The organism is Salinicoccus cyprini (assembly GCF_007713705.1).
Taxonomy (GTDB): Bacteria; Bacillota; Bacilli; order Staphylococcales; family Salinicoccaceae; genus Salinicoccus; species Salinicoccus cyprini.
Window position 1 is genome coordinate 50,996 of the sequence record NZ_VMSJ01000001.1, and the last position, 25,330, is coordinate 76,325.

Sequence of the window (25,330 nt, forward strand, 5' to 3'; positions counted from 1 at the left end):
ACAGTGAAAACAGTTCCATAAAAGAGGCGGATATAAAATGTCAGATAAATCTAATCTTATCACTTCCACACAGGCCATCATCCATGAAGCTCTGGACAAGCTGGGCTTTGATGAGGGAATGTATGAACTGATCAAAGAGCCGATGCGTCTTCTGAAAGTGCGTATTCCAGTACGCATGGACGACGGTTCCGTGAAAGTCTTCACCGGCTACCGTGCACAGCACAATGATGCTGTTGGACCGACCAAGGGGGGCGTGCGATTCCATCCTGATGTCAATGAGGAAGAGGTTGTCGCACTATCGATGTGGATGACTTTGAAATCGGGCATAGTGAACCTGCCGTATGGTGGGGGCAAAGGGGGCATCGTATGCGATCCGCGTGAGATGAGCATTGCAGAAGTCGAAAGGCTCAGCCGCGGTTACGTACGTGCCATTTCCCAGATTGTCGGACCGACAAAGGATATACCGGCACCGGACGTCTTCACGAACTCCCAGATCATGGCGTGGATGATGGATGAGTACAGCATGATCGATGAATTCAACTCTCCTGGATTCATCACCGGAAAACCGCTTGTTCTCGGCGGTTCCCAGGGGCGGGACCGTGCCACAGCGATGGGCGTCATCATCTGCCTGGAACAGGCACTTCTGAAGCGCGGCATGAAAATGGAGGATATACGGGTCGTCATCCAGGGCTTCGGCAACGCCGGCAGTTTCCTGTCGAAAATCCTATCCGACAAAGGTGCCAAGATCGTCGGTATTTCGGATGCCAACGGTGCGCTTCATGACCCGAATGGTCTCGATATCGACTATCTTCTCGATCGTCGTGACAGCTTCGGCATGGTGACGAACCTGTTCGATGAAGTACTGAAGAATGAGGAGCTTTTCAGCATCGACTGTGATGTACTCATTCCGGCGGCAATCGCCAATCAGATTACTGAAGATAATGCATACGATGTCAAGGCGGATATCATATGTGAAGCGGCCAATGGCCCGACAACGAAGGAAGCGACCCGTATTCTTACAGACAACGGGAAACTCATCGTACCGGATGTTCTTGCATCAGCCGGTGGCGTAACCGTTTCTTATTTTGAATGGGTACAGAACAACCAGGGCTACTATTGGGATGAGAATGAAGTGAACGAGAAGCTCGAAATAAAGCTTAAGAAAGCGTTCAATGACATCTACGATCTTCATGAGAAGCGTCATATTGATATGAGACTTGCAGCATACATCATCGGCATCAAGCGTACTGCAGAAGCTGCACGCTACAGAGGCTGGGCATAGGTCCATCCATTACATTGCATAGTAAAACCGGCTATCCATCGGATAGCCGGTTTTTTTGCGATTCTCTATTACTTTCTTCTGTCTTCTTTCATTCTGTCGAGCAGTTGTTTGAGCTCTTCGATATAGTCGGCATCGCCATCACGTTTTTCGTGTGATGGTGCTTCCTCCTGTACTTTCGGTGCATCATAGTCTGTGTCGTCCGTGGCTGGGCTGTAGCTGTAGCCATAGTCATCGGACTGGCTGTTCTTTTCTTCCTCGCGTTTTTGTGCATCAATTTCCTTCTGTGTAATGATGTCACCGTCCGGCGTCATATACTTCTTGTTCATCTTGCTTGTTTCGCTGTCAAAATAGCTGTATATGATCGGAATGATGAACAGTGTCAGGAATGTACTACTGACCAGTCCGCCGATGACAACAATACCCATCGGTGCGACAAGTTCGGCACCTTCACCGATACCGATGGCAAGCGGCAGCATACCAAGTGCAGTGGTCAGTGCGGTGATGACGATCGGACGGAAACGGTCCTGGACGCTCTTTTCGATTGCTTCAAGCGTCGGCATGCCTTTTTCCTTCTGCTGATTGATGTAGTCGATCAGAAGTATTGCATTGTTGACGACGATACCAAGCAGGAGGATGAAGCCGACTACAGCAATGACGCTGAGCGGATTGTTTGTGATGATCAGCGAGAACATCACACCGATGATGCTGAGTGGCAGGGAGAACAGTACGACAAATGGGTGCTTGAACGATTCGAACTGGGCAACCATGACAAGGTAGATGAAAACGATGCCGAGTACGACTGCAAGTGCCAGCTGAGGGATTGCATCAGTCAGCAGCTCAAGATCGCCACCGATGGAAGTCTCGGTTTCATCACTGAAGTCGGTATCATCCAGAATCGACTGTACATGGCTTCCGGCTTCATTCAGGCTCATCTGCGGGTCATAGCTGACTGTAAGTTCTGATGTTTCTCTCTGGTCATCCCGATTGATCAATGGCAGTGTTTCAGCCTCCTGGAATTCTGATACATCACCGATCGGGATATATTCTCCCTGACCATTTGCAATCTGGATATCTTCAAACGCATCCAGGCTGGATGTAACACTTTCAGGATACTTGACGTTGATTGTCAGGAAGTTGCTTCCCTCATCTACAGTCGAAGCAGAAATGCCATTTGTCGCCTCGTAGATGGACGTACCGATTTCAGCAGGCTGGAGGCCATTTTCACGTGCAGCAGCACGATCGACTCTGACCTGGAGTTCCTGAACTGAATCCTCACGGCTTGAAGCAACGCTCTCTATTCTGCTGTCCTCTTCCAAAGCTTCGATGATGGTCTGTTCAGACTCCACAAGACGCTCTGAATTTTCATCGGCAACATTCAGTGTCAACGTATTCGGGTCGGATCCGGTGCCTGTCTGCGATACCGGATTGACACCGATTTCGGCTGCAGTGTTGACATTCTCTATTTCATTTTCAATTTCACTGATGAATTCATTGGTTGTCACGTTGCGTTCACCTGGATCGACAAGTGTAACCATGACACTGCCGACGTTGCTTTCATTGACCGGGCTCATGGTGGAACCGGAGCCGATGGTACTCATATAGAAATCCACTTCGGAATATTCTTCAAGTTTTTCTTCTATACGCTGCACAGTCTCTTCTGTGTCGGAAAGGATGGCATCCTGCGGCATGGTGACTTCAACAGTCAGTGCGCCTTCGTCACTCTCAGGCAGCAGGTTGATGCCCTGCAGATAGATGCCGGCAGCACCAGCGACAAGTATTACTGCTGTCAGGAAAAGCACCAGCATGCGGTGGGCAAGTGTCCAGCGTGACAGTTTTCTGATGCCTTTCATGTAGGAGCGGTTCTGACGTCTGTGTTCTGCATTTTCCGGCAGTGGCTTGAGGATGCGGCTTGAAAGCATGGGTACGACAGTCAGTGCAACAAACAGTGATGCCAGCAGACTGAATACGACGGTGATCGCAAATGGCGTAAACAGCTGGCCGACCAGTCCACTGACGAATATGACCGGCAGGAAGACGGCAGCAGTCGTCATGGTCGATGCAGTGATTGCACCTGCAACTTCCTTGGCGCCGTCGCTTGCTGCCTGCTTTGGTGATTTGCCCATGGATAGGTGCCTGTATATGTTTTCAATGACGACAACGGCATTGTCGACAAGCATACCGATTCCGAGTGCAAGTCCACCGAGCGTCATCATATTGATGCTGATGTCGGTGAAGAACAGCAGTGCAAATGTCGTGATGACTGAAAATGGAATGGCGATACCGATGATGAGCGGTGATTTGAGGTTGCGCAGGAAGGCGAACAGGACAACCATCGCAAGAATCGCACCACTGATCAGTGAAAGGTAGACGCTGTTGATGGCAACATCTATGTATTCCCCTTCATCGTACAGCGTCTCCACCGTCAGGTTTTCGAACTCCTCCATGGCGAGCTGCTCTTCCAGTACGGAGCGGAATTCGGCATTTACAGTCGAAGCATTGGCATCTGAAGACAGGCTCATGTCGATCTGCATGGCATCTTCCTGGTTCAGGCGTGTAATGACATCGTTCTCCACCTCGGTGATGGCGACGTCCGCCACATCATCCAGTGTCACGGTGCCGCCATTCTCAGGCAGATCGAGCAGAGTCAGCTGCTGGAGGGACTCCACGCCGTCGATGCTGCTGACTGTGCGTGTAGTGATGGACTCTCCCGCCTCTTCATCGACGATGGTGGCGTTCGGAATGGAGATGTTGTTCGCTTCGATGATGCCTGCGACATCACTCTGGCTCAGCTGATACTGCTCCAGTGCTTCGGTGTCCAGTGTGACACTGATCTCTTCCGTAATATTTCCGGTTTCACTGATTGAAGCGACACCGTTGATATTTTCAAGTTCACTGATCAGGTCGTCCACCTGACCCTGGAATTCGCTGACACTTTCGTTTTCGGATGTAACAGCCATGGTCATGCTCGGGAACATGGTAATATCGAATTCAAGGAAGGAAGGTTCACCCGCCTGCTCAGGCAGATCGACATCACCGATGGTGCGGGTGATTTCATTTTCCACTTCATCGATTGTCATATCATAGCCGAACTCAAGAATGACGATGGATGAACTCTCCTGTGATTGCGAGCTGATGTTCGTCAGACCGCTGACGGTCGACAGTTCGGCTTCCAGTGGCCGTGTAACATCCTGCATCACTTCCTCAGGTCCGGCGCCCTGGTATGTGGTTGCCACCGCAGCAACCGGCGGCTGCACATTCGGCAGAAGCTGGAGAGGCAGTCTGGTCAGTGATACAGCTCCGAGAAGTATCAGAATGATCATGACGACGATGGTAAATTTCGGTCTTCTTATCGAAAAATCCGCTAACTTCAAAATTTTCACTCCTAATTATTTTATATGTTTACTAAAATCCAACAACATGTTGTACAATATTCAATGCTAGTTAAATTATATAAAGGAATCAATAAACAATCGAGCGACGAGTGTTGAAAAGGAGAGGGAAATATGGCGAATTTAAGTCGAAAAGAAGTGACACGGAATAATCTGCTGGAAGCCTTCTGGTCGCTTTATGTCGAAAAGCCGATAGAAAGGATCACCGTCAGAGATATTACAGACCTCGCCGGGTACAATAGAGGAACATTCTATACATATTTTTCGGATGTTTATGAAGTGCTGGAAATACAGAAATCGGCATTGATGCCTACAGAAGATATGATAATAGATCCATTGAAAGAAATACAGAATAACGATGGTGTTATTGAAGAGTCGATCAACGGCGTGTCCGAGTATATCAAGAATCACGGAGAGCGCATCGCCATTCTGCTTGGCCCAGGGGGAGACCCGAAGTTCACACATGAACTTAAGGCAAGAGTAAGAGGCATCATCATGGATTTTGTTCGCGGAATCGACATCAGGGAAATAAAGGAATATGAATATCTGATTGAATATCATATTTCCGGTATGATCAACATGTATCAGCTATGGGTGGAAAATGAAAGCAATATTACAGAGGATGAACTAAGTATCCTTTATGAACGGATTTCCCACGATGGTCTGCTGAATATCACATCGGGCATGCTAAATGATCGGAAGACCGGCAGCTAGCAATCCGGTTCAATGATTTCATATCCTGCCGTTTTAAGTTTATAATTGCATCATATGCGACTACTGGAAGGAGCGATCAGATTGAGATACGATTTCGATACACCGATCAACAGAAGAAATACCTACGCCATGAAATGGGATGGCGGTGAGATGATCAAGGAGTTCGGACTGACGGAACGCTACGATGAGGACACGATTCCCCTGTTCACTGCCGATATGGATTTCCAGGTGGCCGAACCGATCGTCGAAGCACTCAGAAGGACGGTCGATCACCAGATATTCGGCTATACGATCGCCCCGGATGCCTACTATGGATCCATACAGAAATGGTTTTCCGATAAATATGACTGGCAGATCGAAAAGCAGGAGATCATCTATGCACCTGGAACCGTCCATTCACTAAATGTAGCGGTCAAGGCCTACTCCGAGAAGGGTGATGGCGTCATCATCCAGCGCCCGGTATACCCGCCGTTCACTTCAGCAATTGAGAATAATGACCGTGTGGTAAAAAATAATGCAATGATACGCGGCGAGGATGGCCGGTACAGCATCGACTTCGAGGGGTTTGAAGCACTGGCCAAAGAAGAGGATACATCCATGTTCATCATGTGCAACCCGCACAATCCGACCGGCAATATCATCCGTCCGGATGAACTGGGCCGCCTGGCGGAAATCTGCCGTGAAAATGATGTCATCATCATCGCTGATGAGATTCACGGCGACCTGATCCGCATCGGTGAGTCGTTCACGCCGATCATCAAAACCACCGTCCATACAGATCATATCGTGACACTGACCGCCATCAACAAGACCTTCAACCTGGCGGGACTCCACTGTACGAACGTCGTCATTCCGGATGAAGCACTCAGGACGAAGTTCCAGGAGGAGCAGGGCATGAGCCTGCCGAGCCCGTTCACCGTTGCAGCACTGATTGCAGCGTATAATGAAGGGGATGAGTGGCTCAGGCAGGTGCGGGAGTATATTGATGGCAACATCGACTTCGTCATCGATTTCCTCACGCGTGAGATGCCGAAGGTCAAAGTCCGTCGGCCGGCGGGCACGTATGTCCTGTGGATGGATTTCAGCGGCTACGGTATTTCCGAGCGCGAGGTCCATGACCGCATCTACAATGAAGCGAATGTGCTCCTTGAGGATGGCAGGATGTTCGGACCTGAAGGCAACGACTACCAGAGGATCTGTGTGCCGTCCCCACGCTCTGTCCTTGAAGAGGCGATGAACCGCATCAAAAAGGCATTTAGTGATCTGCACTAGGATAAAAGACGAATAATTCTGAAATAAAAAGCTCTTTTTTAAACTTTGGGGTTGTAATTGTCTCCGACATGTATTAGTATGATATCCAATCAAGAAAATATATAATGATTGAAGAAGAGAAGTAGCAATTTCTCAATGCCAAAGAGAGCCGGTGGACGGTGCGAACCGGTGCAATGATCTTGTGAATGGACTTCTGTATAACCAGTCGCCCCTAAGGCACTGGCGTCTACCCAACGTTACATGGCTGATACTGATGCAGTGCATCCGTATCTTGAGTGGATCGGATATAATCCGGTCAATAAAGGTGGCACCACGGCTCCCCGTCCTTTTTAAGAGACAGGGGAGCCTTTTTGCATTCAAAAAGAAAACAGCGCATATCAGAACAAGTAGTAGCACACTGCATGGCACAGAGAGTCGGGATTGCTTGGAACCGATGCATGCATGTCCTATGAATGGGCCTGATCAGAATGCGTCCGTCCTTCGCACGTTACGCGATATGAAGCTGGAGCGCAGTGCGCTCAATACGAGGTGGCACCGCGGTGAAATCGTCCTCCATAGACCATGGGTCTATGGAGGATTTTTTATATTCTGGGAGGTAGAAAAGATGAAATCAGAAGCAGTGGAAGCAGTAGTGACAGGAAGTATGAAACCATATCTGGCAAAACTATCCGAACGTATTGATCTGACCTTTGATGAAATGCATGAAGCGGTATCGATACTTCTGACCACATCCGTGACCGACAGCGAAGTTGCAGCGTTTCTCATGGGTCTGAAAGCCAAGGGAGAGACGGTTGAGGAGATTGCAGCACTTGTGGAAGTGCTCCGCACACACGCCATGCCGATCCATCGGCACCTTGAAGGAGTCATGGACAACTGCGGGACCGGCGGTGATGGCTCCAACAGCTTCAACATCTCGACAACATCGGCTTTCGTTCTGGCAGGTGCAGGCATAAAAGTGGCCAAGCACGGCAACCGCAGCGTGACCAGCCGGACCGGCAGCTCGGACGTTCTATCCGAGGTCGGTGTGTCACTGGCATTCGATACCGAGGATATCGACGTGCTGCTGGATACGAATGGCATCGCGTTCCTGTTTGCCCCCCATGCCCATCCGAAGATCAAGCAGGTGATGAAAGTGAGGAACGATCTTAAAGTACCGACCATATTCAATCTGATCGGACCGCTGATCAATCCTGTAAAACTTGATTACCAGTTTCTTGGGGTATATAAGAAAGACAAGGTCGAAATGATGGCACACGTACTGAAACGGCTCGGAAGGAAACGGGCGGTCGTGATCAACGGTGCCGGCTCGATGGATGAGGCATCACTGCTCGGTGAGAACCATATGACACTGCTCGATGACGGTGTCATAACGAACGTGACATTCACACCGGAATCAGTCGGTCTTCCGACATACACGTTGGAAGACATTACAGGCGGGGACAGCCGGGAAAATGCAGCAATACTTACCAATGTACTCTCCGGCGAAGCAACACCCGCCCAACGGGATACCGTTCTTCTCAATGCGGGAATCGGTCTTTTCAGCGCCGGTAAGGCTGAAACGATCAGAGAAGGCATTGAAATGGCAAGAGAAAGCATCGATTCAGGCAGGGCACTGTCCAAGCTGGATCATCTGATCAACTATACACAAAAAGGCGGGATGTAGAATGGCAGCGATACTGGAAGAAATCATTTCTTATAAACGTATTGAGATAGAAGCGATGGGCACACAGGAGATCATAAAAAGCCGCAGACCGGCATCTTTCAAGAAACGTCTTGAAAATGCCGATACGATGTCGGTCATCGGCGAGGTGAAACGGGCATCACCGTCTAAAGGCGACATCAACATTGATATCGATCCGAAAGCGCAGGCCGAGAAATACGTAAAGGGCGGTGTCGATGTCATCTCGGTCCTGACCGACCGCAACTACTTCAAAGGATCGCTCAGAGATCTTGAAGCTGTAAAATGTGCAGTCGATGTGCCCGTACTGAACAAGGATTTCATCATAGACGAACGGCAGATCGACCGCGCGTACCTCTATGGTGCCGATATCATCCTGCTCATTGTGGCAGCTTTGGATGACGAGACGCTGAAGCGGCTTTATGACCACGCCGCGAGCTACGGCATGGAATGCATCGTTGAAGTGCATACGAAGGCGGAGATGGAACGGGCGCTCAAACTGGAGCCTGAAATCATCGGCATCAACAATCGTGATCTGAAAACATTCGAAGTGGATATCGCCAACACCGAACAGCTGCTCGAAGAATTCGGTGACGCCGATACGATCTTTATTGCAGAAAGCGGCATCCGGATTGAGGAAGATGCGAGACGCATGAAAGATGCCGGGGCACGTGCACTGCTGGTCGGTGAAACCCTGATGCGTGCGGAACATCCGGAACAGGTCATAGAATCCCTCAAGGTGGCGCTGTAGATGAAAATAAAAATCTGTGGCATCCAGTCGATCGAAGCGGCGGAATGGGCAGCGGATGCAGGTGTGGACATGATCGGCTTCGTCTTTGCGCCGAGCCGCCGAAAAGTGGATATTGGTGCGGCACGCGCAATTGCGGATGCGGTCAGAGGGCGTGTCAAAACCGTCGGGGTGTTCGTCAATGCGCCTGCTGATGAAGTGGAACATGTCCATCAGGCAGTCGGGCTCGACTACGTCCAGCTGCATGGGGATGAGTCGGAAGACTATGTCAAAACACTCGATATTCCGGTCATCAAAGCTTTTTCCGTCGGACAGATGCGCATTGAAGAGATGTTCCGATATGAAGCGGATCATATACTGATCGACAGTCCGCCCGGCAAGTACCGCGGGGGCACCGGCCACGCTTTCGACTGGTCGGCGCTGGATGATCCGGCACTCGATAGGAGTCGGCTGATCATGGCCGGCGGCATCAACAGCAGCAATATCCGGGCAGCATACGATTCGGTCCGGCCAGCCGGTGTCGATATTTCGAGCGGTGCGGAGACCGACGGTATGAAAGATGAAAATAAAATCCATGAACTGATGGAACAGATGAAAGGTGTCGATGGAAATGGAACAGACTTATACACAGCCGAATGAGAGCGGCCATTACGGAGATTTCGGCGGCAGATATGTCCCTGAAACGCTGATGGGCGCCATCAAGGAACTGGAAGCGGAATATAAGGCAGCGCAGCATGATGAAGTGTTCCAGAAGGAACTCAATCACTATCTTAAAGACTATGTCGGCCGTGAATCGCCGCTTTATTTTGCGGAAGAGCTGACAGCAAAGGCGGGCGGTGCAAAAATCTACCTGAAGCGAGAGGACCTGAACCATACGGGTGCACACAAGATCAACAATACGATCGGCCAGGCGCTGCTTACAAGAAAAATGGGCAAAAAGAAAGTGGTTGCGGAAACCGGCGCCGGTCAGCATGGTGTTGCAACGGCAACCGTATGCGCACTGCTCAAGCTTGAATGTGTCATCTTCATGGGCAAGGAGGATGTGAAACGCCAGGAGCTGAATGTTTTCAGAATGGAGCTGCTCGGCGCCAGAGTGGTCAGTGTCGACCAGGGACGGGGAACACTGAAGGATGCCGTCAATGAGGCACTCCGCTACTGGGTGGCCAATGTCGAGGACACGCACTACATTCTCGGTTCGGTCATGGGACCGCATCCGTTCCCGCAGATCGTCCGTGACTTCCAGTCCATCATCGGCAGGGAGACGAAAGAGCAGGTTCTGGACAAGGAAGGTCGGCTGCCGGACGCAGTCGTTGCATGCATCGGCGGGGGCAGCAACGCCATCGGCATGTTCCATCCGTTCATCGACGACCTGGATGTCCGCCTCATAGGTGTGGAAGCATCCGGCCATGGCATCGAGAGTGGCCAGCACGCCGCATCACTGAATGAAGGGCATGTCGGCATACTGCACGGATCGAAGATGCATCTGCTGCAGGATGAAGCGGGACAGGTCCAGGAAGCATATTCCATATCCGCAGGGCTCGACTATCCGGGCATCGGACCGGAGCACAGCCATCTGAAATCACTCGGCCGGGCTGAATACGCCCATGCGACGGATGAAGAGGCGCTCGAGGCATTCAAGATGCTGTCGCACACGGAAGGCATCATCCCGGCGCTTGAGAGCGCCCACGCAGTATCTCATGCCATGAAGGTGGCAGCGGAAATGACATCGGATGAAATCCTTGTCATCTGCCTATCCGGCCGCGGCGATAAGGATGTCGCCCAGGTCAAAGCACGTGAGGAAGGAAGAGAACTATGAGCAGAATGAAAATGGAGCAGACTTTCGAATCACTTGGAAACGAAGGAAAGAAAGCATTCATCGCCTACATCATGGCCGGAGACGGCGGCCTTGAAAACCTGAAGCATCAGATGCTGTCGCTTGAAGCGGCAGGGGCTTCTGTCATCGAGCTCGGCATCCCATTCTCCGATCCGGTGGCGGATGGGCCGGTCATCCAGGCGGCAGGCCAGCGCGCACTGGCAGAAGGGGTCACGCTCAGAGGCATTCTCGAGGAACTCGCCCGGATCAAAGATGACATATCCATTCCGGTGGTGCTCATGACCTATGCCAATCCGGTACTGCGACTCGGTGCGGACACGTTTGCTGAGATGTCCGATGAGGCCGGTGTCTCCGGTGTCATCATGCCGGATGTGCCACTTGAAGAATCCGGAGAATTCGAAGTGCCGCTCCGAAGATATGACATCACCATGATCCGCTTCATTACGCTGAGCAGCTCGGAAGAACGGATCAAGGAAGTGATGGAAGGGGCCGAAGGGTTCATCTATGCCGTAACGGTCAGGGGGACGACAGGCGCAAGAGCAGGATTTGATGCCTCACTGTACGATCATCTGGAAAGCATTTCGAAAATGACCGATGTACCCGTTTGTGCCGGCTTCGGCATCGGCAGCCGTGAACAGGCGGAGGCGGTCGGCTCACACTGCGACGGCGTCATCGTCGGCAGCAGAATCGTCGAGCTGATGCATGAGAATAATATCGAAGAAATAGAGGCGCTCATCCCGGAAAATGCAGATATTGCAATAAATGCGTCAAATTGATTGAAATAGTATCCCGGTTTTAAATACAATATAATTGTATATGATAGAAAAAAACTTTATTTGGAGGATACTATGACACATATCAAATTCGATTATTCCAATGTAGCGTCATTCATGAACGAAGCGGAACTCTCCGGCCTGTCACCGTTTGTATCAAGTGTGCATGACATGATTCATGAAGGCACAGGTGCCGGCAGCGACTACCTGGGCTGGGTGAAACTTCCTGAAGACTATGACAAGGAAGAGTTCTCCCGCATTCAGAAGTCTGCTGAAAAGATCAAATCGGATTCCGATGTGCTCGTGGTCATCGGTATCGGTGGATCCTATCTGGGCGCGAAAGCGGCAGTAGAAATGCTGACACCGGCATTCGGGCATGATGGACCGGAAATCGTATTTGCCGGACATCAGCTCTCAAGCCACTATATGAATGAGCTGAAGGACTACCTTGGTGGCAAGGACTTTTCAATCAATGTCATCAGCAAATCCGGAACAACAACGGAACCTGCCATTGCATTCCGTGTCTTCAAGAAGCTGCTTGAAGAGAAGTATGACAACCCGACGGAACGCATCTATGTAACGACGGACAAGGAAAAGGGTGCGCTCAACACGCTGGCCCGTGAAAAAGGCTATGAAATGTTTGTCGTACCGGATGATGTCGGTGGCAGATACTCGGTACTGACTGCTGTCGGCCTGCTGCCGATTGCAGCATCCGGCATTGATATCGAAGCAATGATGGAAGGTGCACGTGCTGCCATGGACGAGCTCCAGGAAGCATCGCTCGAAAGCAATCCGGCGTACCAGTATGCAGTCGTCCGCAACGCCCTGTACAATAAAGGCTATGATGTGGAGATGCTGATCAACTATGACGCACGCCTGTCCTACTTCGGCGAGTGGTGGAAGCAGCTCTTCGGCGAGAGTGAAGGCAAGGACAACAAGGGAATTCTGCCGCACAGCGCCAACTTCACCACGGATCTGCATTCACTTGGCCAGTACATCCAGGAAGGCAGACGCATGCTGATGGAGACGGTCATCAATGTAGAGACGCCACTCAGTGATGTGACGATCGAGGCGGAGGAACAGGATCTCGATGGTCTCAACTACCTTGAAGGCATGACGGTCGATGAGGTGAACCATCAGGCCATGCGCGGAACCATTCTTGCTCATGTAGATGGTGGTGTACCGAACATGATCGTCACTGTACCGAAGCTTGATGCATATACATTCGGCTATATGGCCTACTTCTTCGAGCTTGCATGTGCGATGAGCGGATATCTGCTCGGCGTCAACCCGTTCAATCAGCCGGGTGTTGAAGCATACAAGCAGAACATGTTCGCACTTCTTGGAAAATCAGGCTATGAAGATCTTAAAAAGCAATTGAATGACAGGCTCAATTAAAAATTATATAATTGATGGATAGTCAGGCTATATTACACTGTAATATAGCCTTTATTAGATATGTGAGGTCATGTGTGTGGAATTTCGGACATTGCTTGAAAAATTTACGACTCAGGAAGGATTGGAATCACTGTTTGAGGAAGTCGAAGCGATTGGCATCATTGTCGGTTTCCTGCTTGCGATGGCGGAGGCATTCCTGCCTTTTCTGCCACTGTTTGCGATTGTAATCATCAATCTCAATTCGTACGGACTCATTCTGGGCTTTCTGACAAGCTACTCGGCAACCGTCCTCGGAAGCTACCTTGTGTTTCTGACGGTCAGATACTTTCTCAGAAAGCCCGCTCAGAAATACATTGTTAAACACGAAAAGCTCAGCAGTATGCTGAGATTTGTCGATCACAAGGGGTTTGCCTTCCTGCTGATTCTGCTGTCCATACCCTTTACTCCAAGTTCAGTCATCAATGTCATCGCAGCTTTATCGAATCTTAGAAAAAGCGTATACTTATGTATATTGATTGTAGCAAAAGCGATCATGATTCTGCTGATGTCAGTTGTCGGTTACGATATCACATCATTTTTCACTTCACCGCTACAGTTGACGATTTCAATTGTTTTCCTGGTACTGCTCTATTTCTTCTCGAAGTGGTACCAGAAATATATCAACAGCAAACTAGAGAAATAGAGGTGAAGTCGAGTGAAGAAGGAAATTGGTGAGTGGCTTGTCGCAATCATCGTTGCTGTCGTACTCATTATCATTATCCGGTCGTTTCTATTCGTTTCCTATACTGTGGATGGTCTAAGCATGGATCCGACTTTTGAAGATGAGGATCGGGTCGTTGTCAATAAATTCATGCAGCACTTCAGCGAGTATGAGACGGGGGATGTCGTCGTCTTCCATTCGGAAGCGGGACCGGCCTATGTCAAACGGATCATCGGTACGCCGGGGGATACGGTGACGATGGAGGACAAGCAGGTCTATGTGAACGGTGAACCGCTCGAAGAGGATTATGTTGTGCATACGGAAGATACGTACCTGGATAATTTCACGCTGCCGGAGCTCGGGGTGGACGGCGAGACACTCCCCGAGGACAAGTATCTCGTGCTTGGGGATAATCGGCCTGTAAGCCGTGACAGCCGTGATTTCGGTACGGTGGACGAATCCCAGATTGTCGGAGAAGTACAATTGAGATTCTGGCCGCTGAACAGGATTGCAGTGAATTTTGAATAGGAGGGCACCCTGAGGGGTGTCTTTTGCATAAGGAGAGGAAAATATGGGAATCAATATCTGGACGGGAATCAGCGGGACCGGCAAGACACGGCAGATGTTCGAGGAAATCAATGACATCACAAGTGCGGCGCCGCTCGGTTCAAGCATCTATATCATCACCCCGACGCAGAACACATTGAGGTATGAGAACATCATCACCAACCCGACGGATGAGAATCCCGGCGTCGGCAGCCTGCGTACAGCGGTGTTCAGCTTCGCCCGGCTGATGTGGCATATTTTCAATGAAACGGGCCACTCCACGCGTGATGCACTGTCCGAGAGCGGGCATATCATGCTGATCCACAAGATGATGAATGAGATGAAGGCGGAGTTCGATTTCTATCGCGACAGTGCGCAGTACATAAAATTTTCAGGCAAGGTGCTCGATATGCTGAGCGAGTTCCGCTCCTACCGTGTATCACCGGATGATTTCCAGCGGGTGGACGCTCCTGCGGGACGTGTACAGGACAAGATGCATGATCTTGAGATCATCTACCGCAGCTGGGAGAAGCGCATTACGGAACTCCAGATCGAGGACATCAACCTGACCGACCAGTTCATCAACCTGCTGTATTCGGATACGCCGATCCGATCGCTTGAAGATGCTGTCATCTATATCGATGGCTTCCACAACTTCACGGAAAGCGAATTTGCGCTGATCCAGGCACTTGAAACCCGGGTCCGTGACATCAACCTGCTGCTGACCCACCAGGGAACGAACAAGCAGCTGTTCAGAAAGACTGATGCAGTCATCGAGCGTCTGCGGTATCTGCTCGGCGATGACAAACTGGCTTTCGAGCATTTCGGGGAGGATTTCAGACGCTCCAGCAGAAGCGGTCTGATCCAGGTCGAACGCTACTTCGATCTCGGGGACCCGATCTACGACTACGACGGCGTCATCTTCACAGAGGCGCCGAATGTCCTTGAGGAAGTTAATGATGTGGCCAGGGAGATCGAATCGCTCGTATTCGACGGCAAGGCATACTATACGGATATCGGTGTACTCTACCGCGACACGAACTATGAACCGGTCATCCAGTCGGCCTTCAGAAGATACAATATATCCTACCATATCGACAAGAAGGTGCCGATGCGCGCCCATCCATTCGTCCAGTTCATAATGAGCCTGCTCGAGTGCTACATGAGGAACTATGAGTTCGGTGCCTTCATGAATGTACTGAAGACGGGCTACTTGTGCGAGGCTTCGGAAAGGCACCATATCGACCAGCTTGAGAACTTTGCGCTTGAACGCGGGCTGAACGGCGCTGCACTGTTCGATGACGACCAGTTCCGCTACCATATGGAAGTGACCGAGTATGGCGTGAGACGGGTGGATCGAAGTGATGCCCATGCCGGGCTGATCCAGTTTAAAAATCAGGTCCTCGGCAAGCTTGAACGCCTCTTCAAGGCATTCAGGGAAGAGCAGACGGTCCGCGACTATATCAATGCCATCTACAACTTCGTCCTCGAGGAGGACATACTGGACAAGCTTGCAGAAGAGATGAAAACACTCGATGCGCGTCACGAAATACAGACGAGGGATGAGACCGAGCAGGCCTACAATATGTTCATCCGTCTGCTGGATGATGCCTATACGGTCTTTGACGACGAGCAGGTGTCATTCGCAATCTTCTATGAGACATTCATCGATGGGCTGAAGAATGCGGAGTTCAGCCTGCTGCCGTCGACCATCGACCAAGTCATGGTTGGATCGCTCGATCTGTCCAAAGTGGAAAATAAGAAATACATCTTCATCATCGGTCTGAACCGCGATGTCATGCCGCGTGAGAGCCGCAATACGGACCTCATCTCGGACGAGGAGAAGATGGTGTTCGAAAATGCGGACATCGAGCTGTCACCGGACTCCCGGACACTCAGCCAGGATGAACGCTTCGTCTTCTATCTCGGCGTGACGCGCGCCACCGAAGGGCTCTATCTCAGCTGGTCCGCCACACTGCCATCGGGTGAAGTGACGAAGATCAGTCCCTTCGTCGATGAAATGCTGCCCGGACCAGAACGAGTGCGGAACTATGAGTACAGGCGCACAAGCGAGTACGACCGCTTCAATCCGACCCGTCTCATCACCTCCATAGAAAGCATGGAGCCCACACTACACCTGAAAGTGCGCGAGATGATGACAGCACCTGTCAGCGACCCGGCGGAATTTCTCAGGCTGCCTGAATACAGAGGCTGGGTTGAAGCCTACCATGTACTGATGAAGGAACGCTGGCACGATGTATATCCGAGAATGAGGCGCAATCTCACCTATGACAACCGTGCCGGCACCCTGTCACGTGAAGTGGCCGAAGCGCTCTATTCCGAGGAAATGAACGCCAGTGTGTCCCGTTTCGAGTCCTTTTTCAGGTGTCCATTCCAGCACTTCAGCAGATATGGCCTAAAGCTCCGGGTCAGAAAGCCGTACCAGGTGGCACCGCTTGAGCTCGGCAACCTGTACCACGAAGTGCTGTATGATGTCGTCAAGAGCCTCGACTATACACTCGACCATGATGAAGACAGAATAGAGGCACAGGTGGCGGAGTCCATCGAACGCTTCTCGCAGGCGATCCAGTTCGGCATCTTCGAGCACAGCGGATACTACCAGTCACTCAAATCACGTGCCAGGGATGCAATCATCAAGCTCCTTCTGTTCATGAAGGAGATCGAGAATCTCGGGGAGTACAGGATTGCCGATGTGGAACTGTCCTTCGGCTTCAAGGATAGTCCGATGGAAGAGATGACGCTGACGAGCAAAGATGGCTATCAGATCCATCTGCGCGGGAAGATCGACCGCGTCGACATGTATGAAACGGGGGAAGGCGCCTATGTCAACCTGATCGACTACAAGTCGAGTGCCAGAAGCATTTCACGCGAGGGCGTGCTGAACGGTCTCGAGCTTCAGATGATGACCTACATGCATGTACTGATGACAAAAGGGCCGGCCTATTTCGGCAAGGAGAAGATCATGCCGAACAGCATGTTGTTCTTCCCGGTGAAGGATCCGCTGCTCTCCCTTGACGATGAAGCTGAACCTGAGGATGTGGCCCGCGAGCATAAAAAGCGCATGCGGCCGGATGGCGTCTTCATCAATGAAAGCGAGGCCTATGATACGGTGCTTGACGACAGTTCCGTCGGCATCGGCGGCATGCTGTCCGGTCTCGAAGATTTCAAGGAATACGGCGACTACCTGCCGATATCCGTGTCGAAAAACGGCAAGATCAACGCACGGACGAAAGGCAAGTACTTCAGTCCCGCACTGTTCGACCACTACGCCCGCCGCATCATGGACATGTATCAGAACGCGACCGATGAAATCTATGGCGGCGAAGTGCTCGCCTCGCCGATGGCGATGGATGCAGGCAACAGGCGGCTCGCATGCGAAATGTGCGATTTCAAATCTGCATGCCATATCGATGCCCTGATGAACCGTCAGGATGTACGGAAAAATGAGTTGAATGAAGAAGCAGTGAGTCTATTTGAAAGTGAGGTGTCGATCGATGGTCCAGTGGACAGATAGGCAGCTTGAAGCAATTGAATATGAAGGGTCGGACGTTCTGGTTGCCGCTGCAGCAGGCAGCGGCAAGACGACGGTCCTGGTCGAGCGGATCATCCGCCGGGTGCTTGACGGGCGCTACGGCATCGACGGGGTGTTCGTCGCCACCTTCACCAATATGAGCGCCAGGGATATGAAGGACAAGATCGAGAAGGCGCTCAGGGGCGCCTACCAGGAAAAGCGTGATCCGAACATCTACAACGAAATGCTCAAGCTGAAGGAAGCGCATATCTCCACGCTGCACAGCTTCTGCCTGCACCTGATCCAGATGCACTACAACACCATCGGCCTGTCGCCTGATATGCGGACGCTTGGTGATGTTGAGATGAAAATCCGCCTCGATCAGGTCATTTCGAATGTGCTTGAAGCGTACTATTCGAAAGGGGAGCCGGACTTCAACACACTTGCCATGATGCTGTCGACCGACAAGAGCAATGACGGCCTGCTGAACACGGTCCGTGACCTCTACTATACCGCAGTGGCCAGTCCCGATCCGCGCGGCTATCTGGAACGCAATATCGACCAGTACCACAATACCGGTCACCTGCAGTCGATTCTCGATGCCCATGATCATAATATCAGGCTGAAGCTCGATGCTCTGATGAATGACGTCGATCTGCTGCGCCACCACTACAACACCGTGACGCACAGCACGATCAAGGATGCCCAGGTCCGCGATGCCTTTGACGCACTCGAGGCACTTGCCCGGAAGGTCATGCAGTCGATCGAAGCGAACCGCAATGGCGAGCTTGCCGAACTGCCGCCATTTGCACTCAAGGATGGACGTACTGCCTTCATCAAAAACATTGAGGATCCGGACGAGAAAGCACAGCTGCTCGCATTGCAGAACCGAGTGAAGAAGCGCTATACGGGAATAAAGGATGCACGCGCCTATACGCTCGAGCGCGTAGCCGATGAAATGGCACCGATGAATGGACCGAGCAATGTGCTGATCCGGATCGTTGCCGATGTCATCGACCGCTTCCAGAACCAGAAGCTGTCACGGAATGAAATGGACTTCTCAGACTATGAGCATTATGCACTGGCTATTCTGAATGCACAGGATGGTGCGGTGAGAAAGCTGTACCAGAGCCGCTTCAAGGAAGTCATGATTGATGAGTACCAGGACATCAACCGGGTCCAGGAAGCCATCATCCAGTCGCTCAAAACCGGCGACGAAACGTCAGGCAACCTGTTCATGGTGGGCGACGTCAAGCAGTCCATCTACAAGTTCAGACAGGCCGATCCGTCACTTTTCATCGAGAAGTCGGAACGGTTCGGTGCCCCGGACAGCGGCAAACTCATCAGTCTGAACCACAATTTCCGTTCCCGTGGAGAAGTGATCGATCTGACCAACGCGGTATTTGAGCGCATCATGGACAGGGAAGTGGGGGAAGTGGAATATGATGAAACCCATCGCCTCGTCCAGGGCAACCATCTCGATGCCCCGCCGCTGCCGTCGGAAGTCCACATCATCGAAGATGCCGAAAGCCGCGGAGATGATGCTGAAATCGTGCATATTGCACAAGTCGTCAAGCAGCTGAAAAAGAAGGGTGCCGACTACAATGACATCGTCATCCTGACCCGCAATACGCGCGATAACGAAGCCTACCGCAAGCTGCTGTCGGAAGCGGAGCTGCCGGTGTTCGTCAACAACCGTTCCGGCTATCTCGACACACTCGAAATCCGCACGATGATCAGCATACTATCCATCGTCGATAATCCGCTTCAGGATGACCACCTCGTCGGCACGATGCGGCTGCCGATGTTCAACTTCACCGAAAACGACATTGCGCACATACGCGCAGTCTCAGACTGCGACTACATGTATGAAGCACTGGTGCAGTACGAAGGACCGGCGCTCGTCATGAAGAAGATCGACGAGTTCATGGATGCGCATAGGACACTGCAGTCCTATGCCAGATACATGAGTGTGCCGGAGCTGATCGATGAGATCTATGTGGAACTCAATATTGTGGAGTATTTCGCCGGACTGAAAGGTGGGCTGACCCGCCGTGCCAATCTGAACGGGTTCATTGAAAAGGCCATGGAGTTCGAGAAGATGTCGCATCTGTCGCTGTATGAATTCATTGCGTACATCCATCGCATGATCGAGGATGGACAGGATTTCGGCGAGGAGAATACCGTGTCCGATGATGCAGATACGCTGCGTGTCATGACGATCCATGCATCAAAGGGCCTCGAATTCAGCTACGTCATCTATGCCGGCCTCTATAGGCAGCTGAACATGATGGACCTGATGAAGAAGGTGACCATCCATCCGGATGCGGGCATCGCCTTCAAGCGTTTCATGCCGGATAACCAGGTCATCCTGCCGAGCATCCATCAGCAGGTGGTGCGCCAGATGATCCAGCAGGAGCGGATCAGCGAGGAGATGCGCCTCGTCTATGTGGCGATGACGCGTGCCATCGACCAGCTGATCATCCCGCTCGTCTACAAAGCCGGGATGACCGAAAAGTTCACTTATGAAGGCGGCAAGGTCCACGCCGATGACCGCCTGTCGATCCGCAGCATCCAGGACCTGCTTTCACCGGTGCTCGTCAATACGCCGATGGAAGCACTCCGAATCCATCACATCGAAGAGGTGGAAGCGGCGCCCCAGGCAATCCGGCACACGTCACTTGATGACATTGAAGCGATGAAGATAGGCGGGAACCAGCTGCTGAAGGAACGGATCCTCTACCGCTATCCGCACACGCAGGCGACGGAGACGGTGTACAAGGAATCGGTGACGGAAATAAAACGGCGGAACGAGACGCCGCCTGACGATAGTGCCATCATCCGGTATGACCGGACACCGAATTTCAGGGCACCGAACTTCCGCAATGATACGCTCGACGCACCGGTCTTCGGTACGATGATGCACCAGATGATGATGCATCTGCTCAACCGCTATGACGACCTCCGCAAGCTCGCGGGTGAGGCACGGGACGCATTCATTGAACAGATGATTCTGGAGAATACTTCGGACGATCCGCTGATCACACCTGAGCACCAGGCACAGATGATCCGAAACATCCATCATTTCCTCAGTGATGATACGATGTGCGGTCTGCTTGAACAGCAGCGTTCGATCCACACCGAAATACCGTTCATCATGAACCAGAAGGCCATCGGCTATTCAGACTTCGATCTTCAGATGGTGCAGGGGATCGTCGATGCCCTGCTTGAAATGGAGGATGACTTCGTCATCATCGACTACAAGACGGACCGTGTCCACCAAACCGGACTGACAGAGGCGGACCTGATCGGACGGTACAGCACACAGATGGATATCTACAGACGGTCGCTGATGCAGGCGCTGCAGAAAGATGTTACGGTATACCTATATTTCTTTGACTATGGAGCGATCAGATTTGATAAATGATAGACAACGTCCAAGCATGCTGCTCGGCATTATACTGATAGGTGTACTGCTGCTGAACGGCCTGCATTTCATGATGCCCTTTGATGCATTGAATCCATATGAGTATTTGAGCGGCAGCAACCTGAGCAGCTATCAGGTTCTTGATATATTCATCGGTGGCGCCATCGTGCCGCTCGTGGCACTCGCCATCGGCTACACCATCCATCAATTCAAAAGCTATGGCATCGGCAACCTGGCCAAGATTACAGCCTTCGTACTCGCACTCGGCATCGTCCAGACCTTCTTCATTTTTGCATTCGACTTTCTGCCGGGTCTTGCACTGATGACGCTTGTCGCCCTATTTTTCCTGCGAACCGGATCTGCAGTCACATTCATCTCGGGCATGGCGCTTTTCCTGTTCCACCTGGTGGCGAATGTACTGGTCAGCCTGTTTACGGACATCGGTTCGCCGAGCGATATCATCTATACTGCCCTGCAGGACGTCAACAACTACACAAGTGTATTTACGAATACCGACTACTTTGCGATGATCAGCCTGAACATCGAAATCTTTTCAGCCAATGGACCAAGCACGTTGTATGGGCTCGTGTTCACCGTGCTGCCATGGTTGCTCATCGGTATCAGCCTCGGCCAGATCGGTATCGCAAAGTTCGCAAAATCAAACCTGCTGCTAAGCACATTCCTGTTCATCATCCTGGCAGGCGGCGGCATGGCAATAAAGATCATCCAGGTGCTGACACTCGGCAGCTACAGCGGCCGGCTGCTGGCGGAGAACTTCGGCGGCCCGGTGCTCGCGCTCGGCTACTTTGTACTGCTGATCCAGCTGACGGTCATGGTGCCGGCGCGCATTCTGGAGATTTTCGGACGTATGGGAAGATATGCACTGACACTCTATATTCTTTCGAATGTCATTTTCATGCTGATATTCTACGGTATCGGGATGCGGCTCTACGGAGAATTGGAAATCACCGGCATGATCTGGATGGCACTCGTAGTCTATATTTTCCTCATGGTGCTGGCGACGGTCATGCACCGGTTCAAGATCAGCAGCCTGGAGAAATTATTCACCAATAATTCTGAAAATGGAATCAACAAATAGATATAGTCTGTTATAATGAAGGAAATACACATATTAAGGAGCGTATTCCATGAAATTTCTAACATTCGATTATCGGGATCAGACCTACTATGGCGTTAAAGTAAAACGTGAGGAAAGTGCATGGATTCTTCCGAAGCTTTTTGAAGCTTTCGGAGATGACGAAAATTATCCCAAAACATTGTTAGAAGGTATTTCCAAATACCACACACTGGATTTCCAGGAACATGTCCGAAAATTAGTGGAAAAGGCACAGCAGTCAGGGAAGGCGGACAAGTACAAGGCGCCATTCAATGAAATTACATTCCGTGCGCCCGTGACCCCACCGAACAACGTCATCGCTTTCGGCAGGAACTACAAGTCGCATGCGGAAGAGCTGAACAACGAAGTGCATAGCCTGTACGTGTTCACCAAGGCGGCGACAAGTCTCGCAGGGGATGAAGAGACGATTCCGAACCACCAGGACATCACATCCCAGCTCGACTACGAAGGGGAGCTCGGTGTGGTCATCGGCAAGCGTGCCGAGAAGATCCAGAGTTCAATGGCGCTCGACTATATATACGGCTACACGATCATCAATGATATTACAGCACGCGATCTTCAGAAGGCCCATCATCAGGCATTCCTTTCAAAAAGCCTGAAGGGCGGATGCCCGATGGGACCCTTCATCGTCACAAAGGACGAGCTGCCGAATCCCGAGCAGACTTCCATCGTGACGAAAGTCAACGGCAAGATCCGACAGGACGGCAGCACAAAGGAAATGGTATTGAAACTGGATGAACTGATTGCGGAAGTATCCAAATATGTCACGCTCGAACCGGGTGATGTCATCGCTACAGGCACACCAAGCGGCGTGGGTGCAGGCATGAAGCCGCCACAGTATCTGCAGCCGGGTGATGAAGTCCGCATTTCGATCAATGGCATCGGTACATTGACGACATATATTGGCAAGTAATCTCTCCTGAAATATGATAAGATATTGATGATTCATATTTGAAAGGAAGATTCGATGATACACTTGCATTTGACAGCAATCGTGCTGGCAGTCATCCTATTCATCATTACGTACAATTCGGTGGATACTCCGGATGGCCAGTCCACATACTCGAAACCGCTGCACATGGTTTTGAGACTCATCTACCTGATCGTCATCTTCACAGGTCTGATGATGTTCCTCGATTTCGGAAGCGGCAACCAGATGATGTACGGTCTGAAGTTCCTGGCCGGACTCATTTCGATCGGTCTGATGGAGATGGCACTGGTAAGACAGCGCAAATCCGGAACTGGCCGAACAATGGTCATCATACTGACAGTATTCCTGATTGTGACAATCGCCCTTGGCATCTATCTGCCGGCAGGTCCATTGAGCGCACTTTTCTCATAGGCTGCATGAGGGTTCAGGCACTCTTTACAGAGTGCCTTTTTTAATGTAAATTTGTGAACGTTTATTGACATGGGCTTATTTTGAAATTTTATCTAGTATACTGTCAATATAAAAATAGAAGGTAGGATAGCAATGAAGAAACTAGTGATATATATGGCGGTCCTGCTCGCAGCCATCGGCATTTCCAGTCCCGAAGCTTCTGCACAGGACAAAGAGCCTGAGCGCATCTATACAATTATCGTCGACCGTTTTCTCAATGGCAACGACACCAACGACGTCAATGTGACGGAGGACATGGATGAAGCGATGCCATTCGGAGGCGACTTTGCAGGCATCGAGAATAATCTCGAGTACATACAGGAGATGGGATTCGATACACTGATGCTCTCCCCGGTATTTGAAAAGGCCGATGACGACTATCTCGGCTACAGTGTCGAAAGCTATGAGGAGATCGAAGCGGCATTCGGCGGAGCGGAAGCATTCCGGAGTCTGATCGATGCAGCCCACGCGCGTGATATGGAAGTCGTCGTCGATATGCCGGTGACTGCAACAACAGGGTATGAAACGCTGGATGATCCGGAGCTGAACGACATTCAGCAGAGCTACTACGACAGCGTGCAGACAGAATTCATCGATCTCAGAAATGCCGATAACCAGGCGCGGTATCAGGAGATGGCACAGGCATTCGTCAATACGTATGACGTCGATGGTCTGAGCATGAATATCGTCCAGGACGGACTGGACGCCGCCAGTTTCATGCCGGAAGGTGTGAAGACATACGGCATCGTCGAAGATGAAAGCATCACCGCCCAAGGCTTCGATCATATGACCGATCCGGCGATGCGGGACGCAATCGTTGAAGCATTCAGTACAACAGATACCGAAATTCCGGACTATCCGACAGATGGTTCGCTGCTGCTTGCAGACCACTGGTTTACGGAACGCTTCACCACACATGCAGTGGAAGCCAACATGTTCCCAGGAAAGCGCATCAGCCAGCTGACAGCTTATTTCTACGGCTATCCCGGTGCCATCGCATTCCAGTATGGAACAGAAGTCGCCTTCAGTGGTGATGACATCCCGGAGATCCATCCGCAGATGGATCTATGGACCGACCAGGAAGTCGTCGACTATATCGTATCAATCAATGAAGTATTCTCAAAACACCCGCAGATGTATCAGGGTGAGCGTGAAGTGATAAAAAATGAAGGCGGTCATTACGTCCAGCGATATCACGCCTCGGATGTCGATTTCATTTTGAACATCAACGATAGTTCCGTCACAAAGAACGTTGAAATACCGATGGAAGATGAGGACGAAGGCAAGATGCTCAGTGGCCTGCTGATCGGCGATCTGCTGCGCAGCGGAGATATGGAAGGTGATGCCTTCCTTGCCGTGCTCGACAGGGAGGAGACGGAGCTTTACGCAGTCATCGAAGAACGTGGATTCAATAACGGCTATCTCTACGCCGGCCTCCTCATTTTCGGTGGCTTTGGCATTTTCGTCTGGATGGCGGCAAGAAGAAGTAGACGCAGATAGGCATGTATAGCGGTTTTC

At 51.2% G+C, this 25,330-nt stretch carries 18 protein-coding genes and 1 other annotated feature; of the genes, 17 read left to right on the plus strand and 1 reads right to left on the minus strand.

Annotated elements, in window-relative coordinates:
• Nucleotides 1-37: 37 nt before the first annotated feature.
• Nucleotides 38-1,282, plus strand: a complete 1,245-nt coding sequence (locus FO441_RS00320) for a Glu/Leu/Phe/Val family dehydrogenase (protein ID WP_145284134.1) — start codon at nucleotides 38-40, stop codon at nucleotides 1,280-1,282.
• Between the two features lie 68 nt (nucleotides 1,283-1,350).
• Here the strand turns inward: FO441_RS00320 and FO441_RS00325 are convergent, their stop codons facing one another.
• The gene (locus FO441_RS00325) at nucleotides 1,351-4,653 is read right to left on the minus strand and encodes an efflux RND transporter permease subunit (protein WP_145284136.1); all 3,303 of its coding nucleotides are present in this window, start codon (nucleotides 4,651-4,653) and stop codon (nucleotides 1,351-1,353) included.
• A 132-nt stretch (nucleotides 4,654-4,785) separates the two neighbouring features.
• Between FO441_RS00325 and FO441_RS00330 the strand changes: the two genes are divergently transcribed.
• The 16 genes from FO441_RS00330 to FO441_RS00405 all read left to right on the plus strand — a co-directional run bounded on the left by FO441_RS00330 (nucleotide 4,786) and on the right by FO441_RS00405 (nucleotide 25,312).
• On the plus strand, nucleotides 4,786-5,385 hold the full coding sequence (locus FO441_RS00330) for a TetR/AcrR family transcriptional regulator (protein WP_145284140.1): 600 nt from the start codon (nucleotides 4,786-4,788) through the stop codon (nucleotides 5,383-5,385).
• Nucleotides 5,386-5,466: 81 nt separating this feature from the next.
• Complete coding sequence (locus tag FO441_RS00335; RefSeq protein WP_145284143.1) at nucleotides 5,467-6,657, plus strand: MalY/PatB family protein; 1,191 nt, start codon at nucleotides 5,467-5,469, stop codon at nucleotides 6,655-6,657.
• A gap of 99 nt (nucleotides 6,658-6,756) precedes the next feature.
• Nucleotides 6,757-6,988 (plus strand) — a binding site (T-box leader).
• Between the two features lie 312 nt (nucleotides 6,989-7,300).
• Entirely contained in the window at nucleotides 7,301-8,320 is a 1,020-nt protein-coding gene (gene trpD, locus FO441_RS00340) for an anthranilate phosphoribosyltransferase (protein ID WP_145287244.1), read from the plus strand.
• A gap of 1 nt (nucleotide 8,321) precedes the next feature.
• Entirely contained in the window at nucleotides 8,322-9,086 is a 765-nt protein-coding gene (gene trpC / locus FO441_RS00345; protein ID WP_145284147.1) for an indole-3-glycerol phosphate synthase TrpC, read from the plus strand.
• Nucleotides 9,087-9,722 carry a phosphoribosylanthranilate isomerase gene (locus tag FO441_RS00350; protein WP_145284150.1) on the plus strand — a complete coding sequence of 212 codons (636 nt, stop codon included), beginning with the start codon at nucleotides 9,087-9,089 and terminating at the stop codon, nucleotides 9,720-9,722.
• The gene (gene trpB, locus FO441_RS00355) at nucleotides 9,694-10,899 is read left to right on the plus strand and encodes a tryptophan synthase subunit beta (RefSeq protein WP_145284152.1); all 1,206 of its coding nucleotides are present in this window, start codon (nucleotides 9,694-9,696) and stop codon (nucleotides 10,897-10,899) included. The genes FO441_RS00350 and trpB overlap by 29 nt, the downstream gene beginning before the upstream one ends.
• Nucleotides 10,896-11,693, plus strand: coding sequence for a tryptophan synthase subunit alpha (gene trpA / locus FO441_RS00360; protein ID WP_145284155.1), 798 nt, complete (start codon nucleotides 10,896-10,898; stop codon nucleotides 11,691-11,693). The genes trpB and trpA overlap by 4 nt, the downstream gene beginning before the upstream one ends.
• A 72-nt stretch (nucleotides 11,694-11,765) precedes the next feature.
• Nucleotides 11,766-13,088: a glucose-6-phosphate isomerase gene (locus FO441_RS00365; protein WP_145284157.1), complete on the plus strand. Its 1,323-nt coding sequence runs from the start codon at nucleotides 11,766-11,768 to the stop codon at nucleotides 13,086-13,088.
• 91 nt (nucleotides 13,089-13,179) lie between these two features.
• Nucleotides 13,180-13,770 carry a TVP38/TMEM64 family protein gene (locus FO441_RS00370; protein ID WP_246094959.1) on the plus strand — a complete coding sequence of 197 codons (591 nt, stop codon included), beginning with the start codon at nucleotides 13,180-13,182 and terminating at the stop codon, nucleotides 13,768-13,770.
• A gap of 12 nt (nucleotides 13,771-13,782) precedes the next feature.
• Nucleotides 13,783-14,316, plus strand: coding sequence for a signal peptidase I (gene lepB, locus FO441_RS00375; protein ID WP_145284163.1), 534 nt, complete (start codon nucleotides 13,783-13,785; stop codon nucleotides 14,314-14,316).
• Nucleotides 14,317-14,359: 43 nt separating this feature from the next.
• A complete protein-coding gene (locus tag FO441_RS00380; RefSeq protein ID WP_145284166.1) occupies nucleotides 14,360-17,869 on the plus strand; it encodes a PD-(D/E)XK nuclease family protein in 3,510 nt (1,169 codons plus the stop codon).
• Nucleotides 17,850-21,293, plus strand: a complete 3,444-nt coding sequence (gene addA, locus FO441_RS00385) for a helicase-exonuclease AddAB subunit AddA (protein WP_145284168.1) — start codon at nucleotides 17,850-17,852, stop codon at nucleotides 21,291-21,293. The genes FO441_RS00380 and addA overlap by 20 nt, the downstream gene beginning before the upstream one ends.
• Entirely contained in the window at nucleotides 21,283-22,392 is a 1,110-nt protein-coding gene (locus tag FO441_RS00390; protein WP_186365432.1) for a DUF418 domain-containing protein, read from the plus strand. The genes addA and FO441_RS00390 overlap by 11 nt, the downstream gene beginning before the upstream one ends.
• 49 nt (nucleotides 22,393-22,441) lie before the next feature.
• Nucleotides 22,442-23,344, plus strand: a complete 903-nt coding sequence (locus FO441_RS00395) for a fumarylacetoacetate hydrolase family protein (RefSeq protein ID WP_145284174.1) — start codon at nucleotides 22,442-22,444, stop codon at nucleotides 23,342-23,344.
• A gap of 54 nt (nucleotides 23,345-23,398) precedes the next feature.
• Complete coding sequence (locus tag FO441_RS00400) at nucleotides 23,399-23,773, plus strand: YisL family protein (protein ID WP_145284177.1); 375 nt, start codon at nucleotides 23,399-23,401, stop codon at nucleotides 23,771-23,773.
• A gap of 132 nt (nucleotides 23,774-23,905) precedes the next feature.
• A complete protein-coding gene (locus tag FO441_RS00405) occupies nucleotides 23,906-25,312 on the plus strand; it encodes an alpha-amylase family glycosyl hydrolase (protein ID WP_145284180.1) in 1,407 nt (468 codons plus the stop codon).
• Nucleotides 25,313-25,330: the final 18 nt, after the last annotated feature.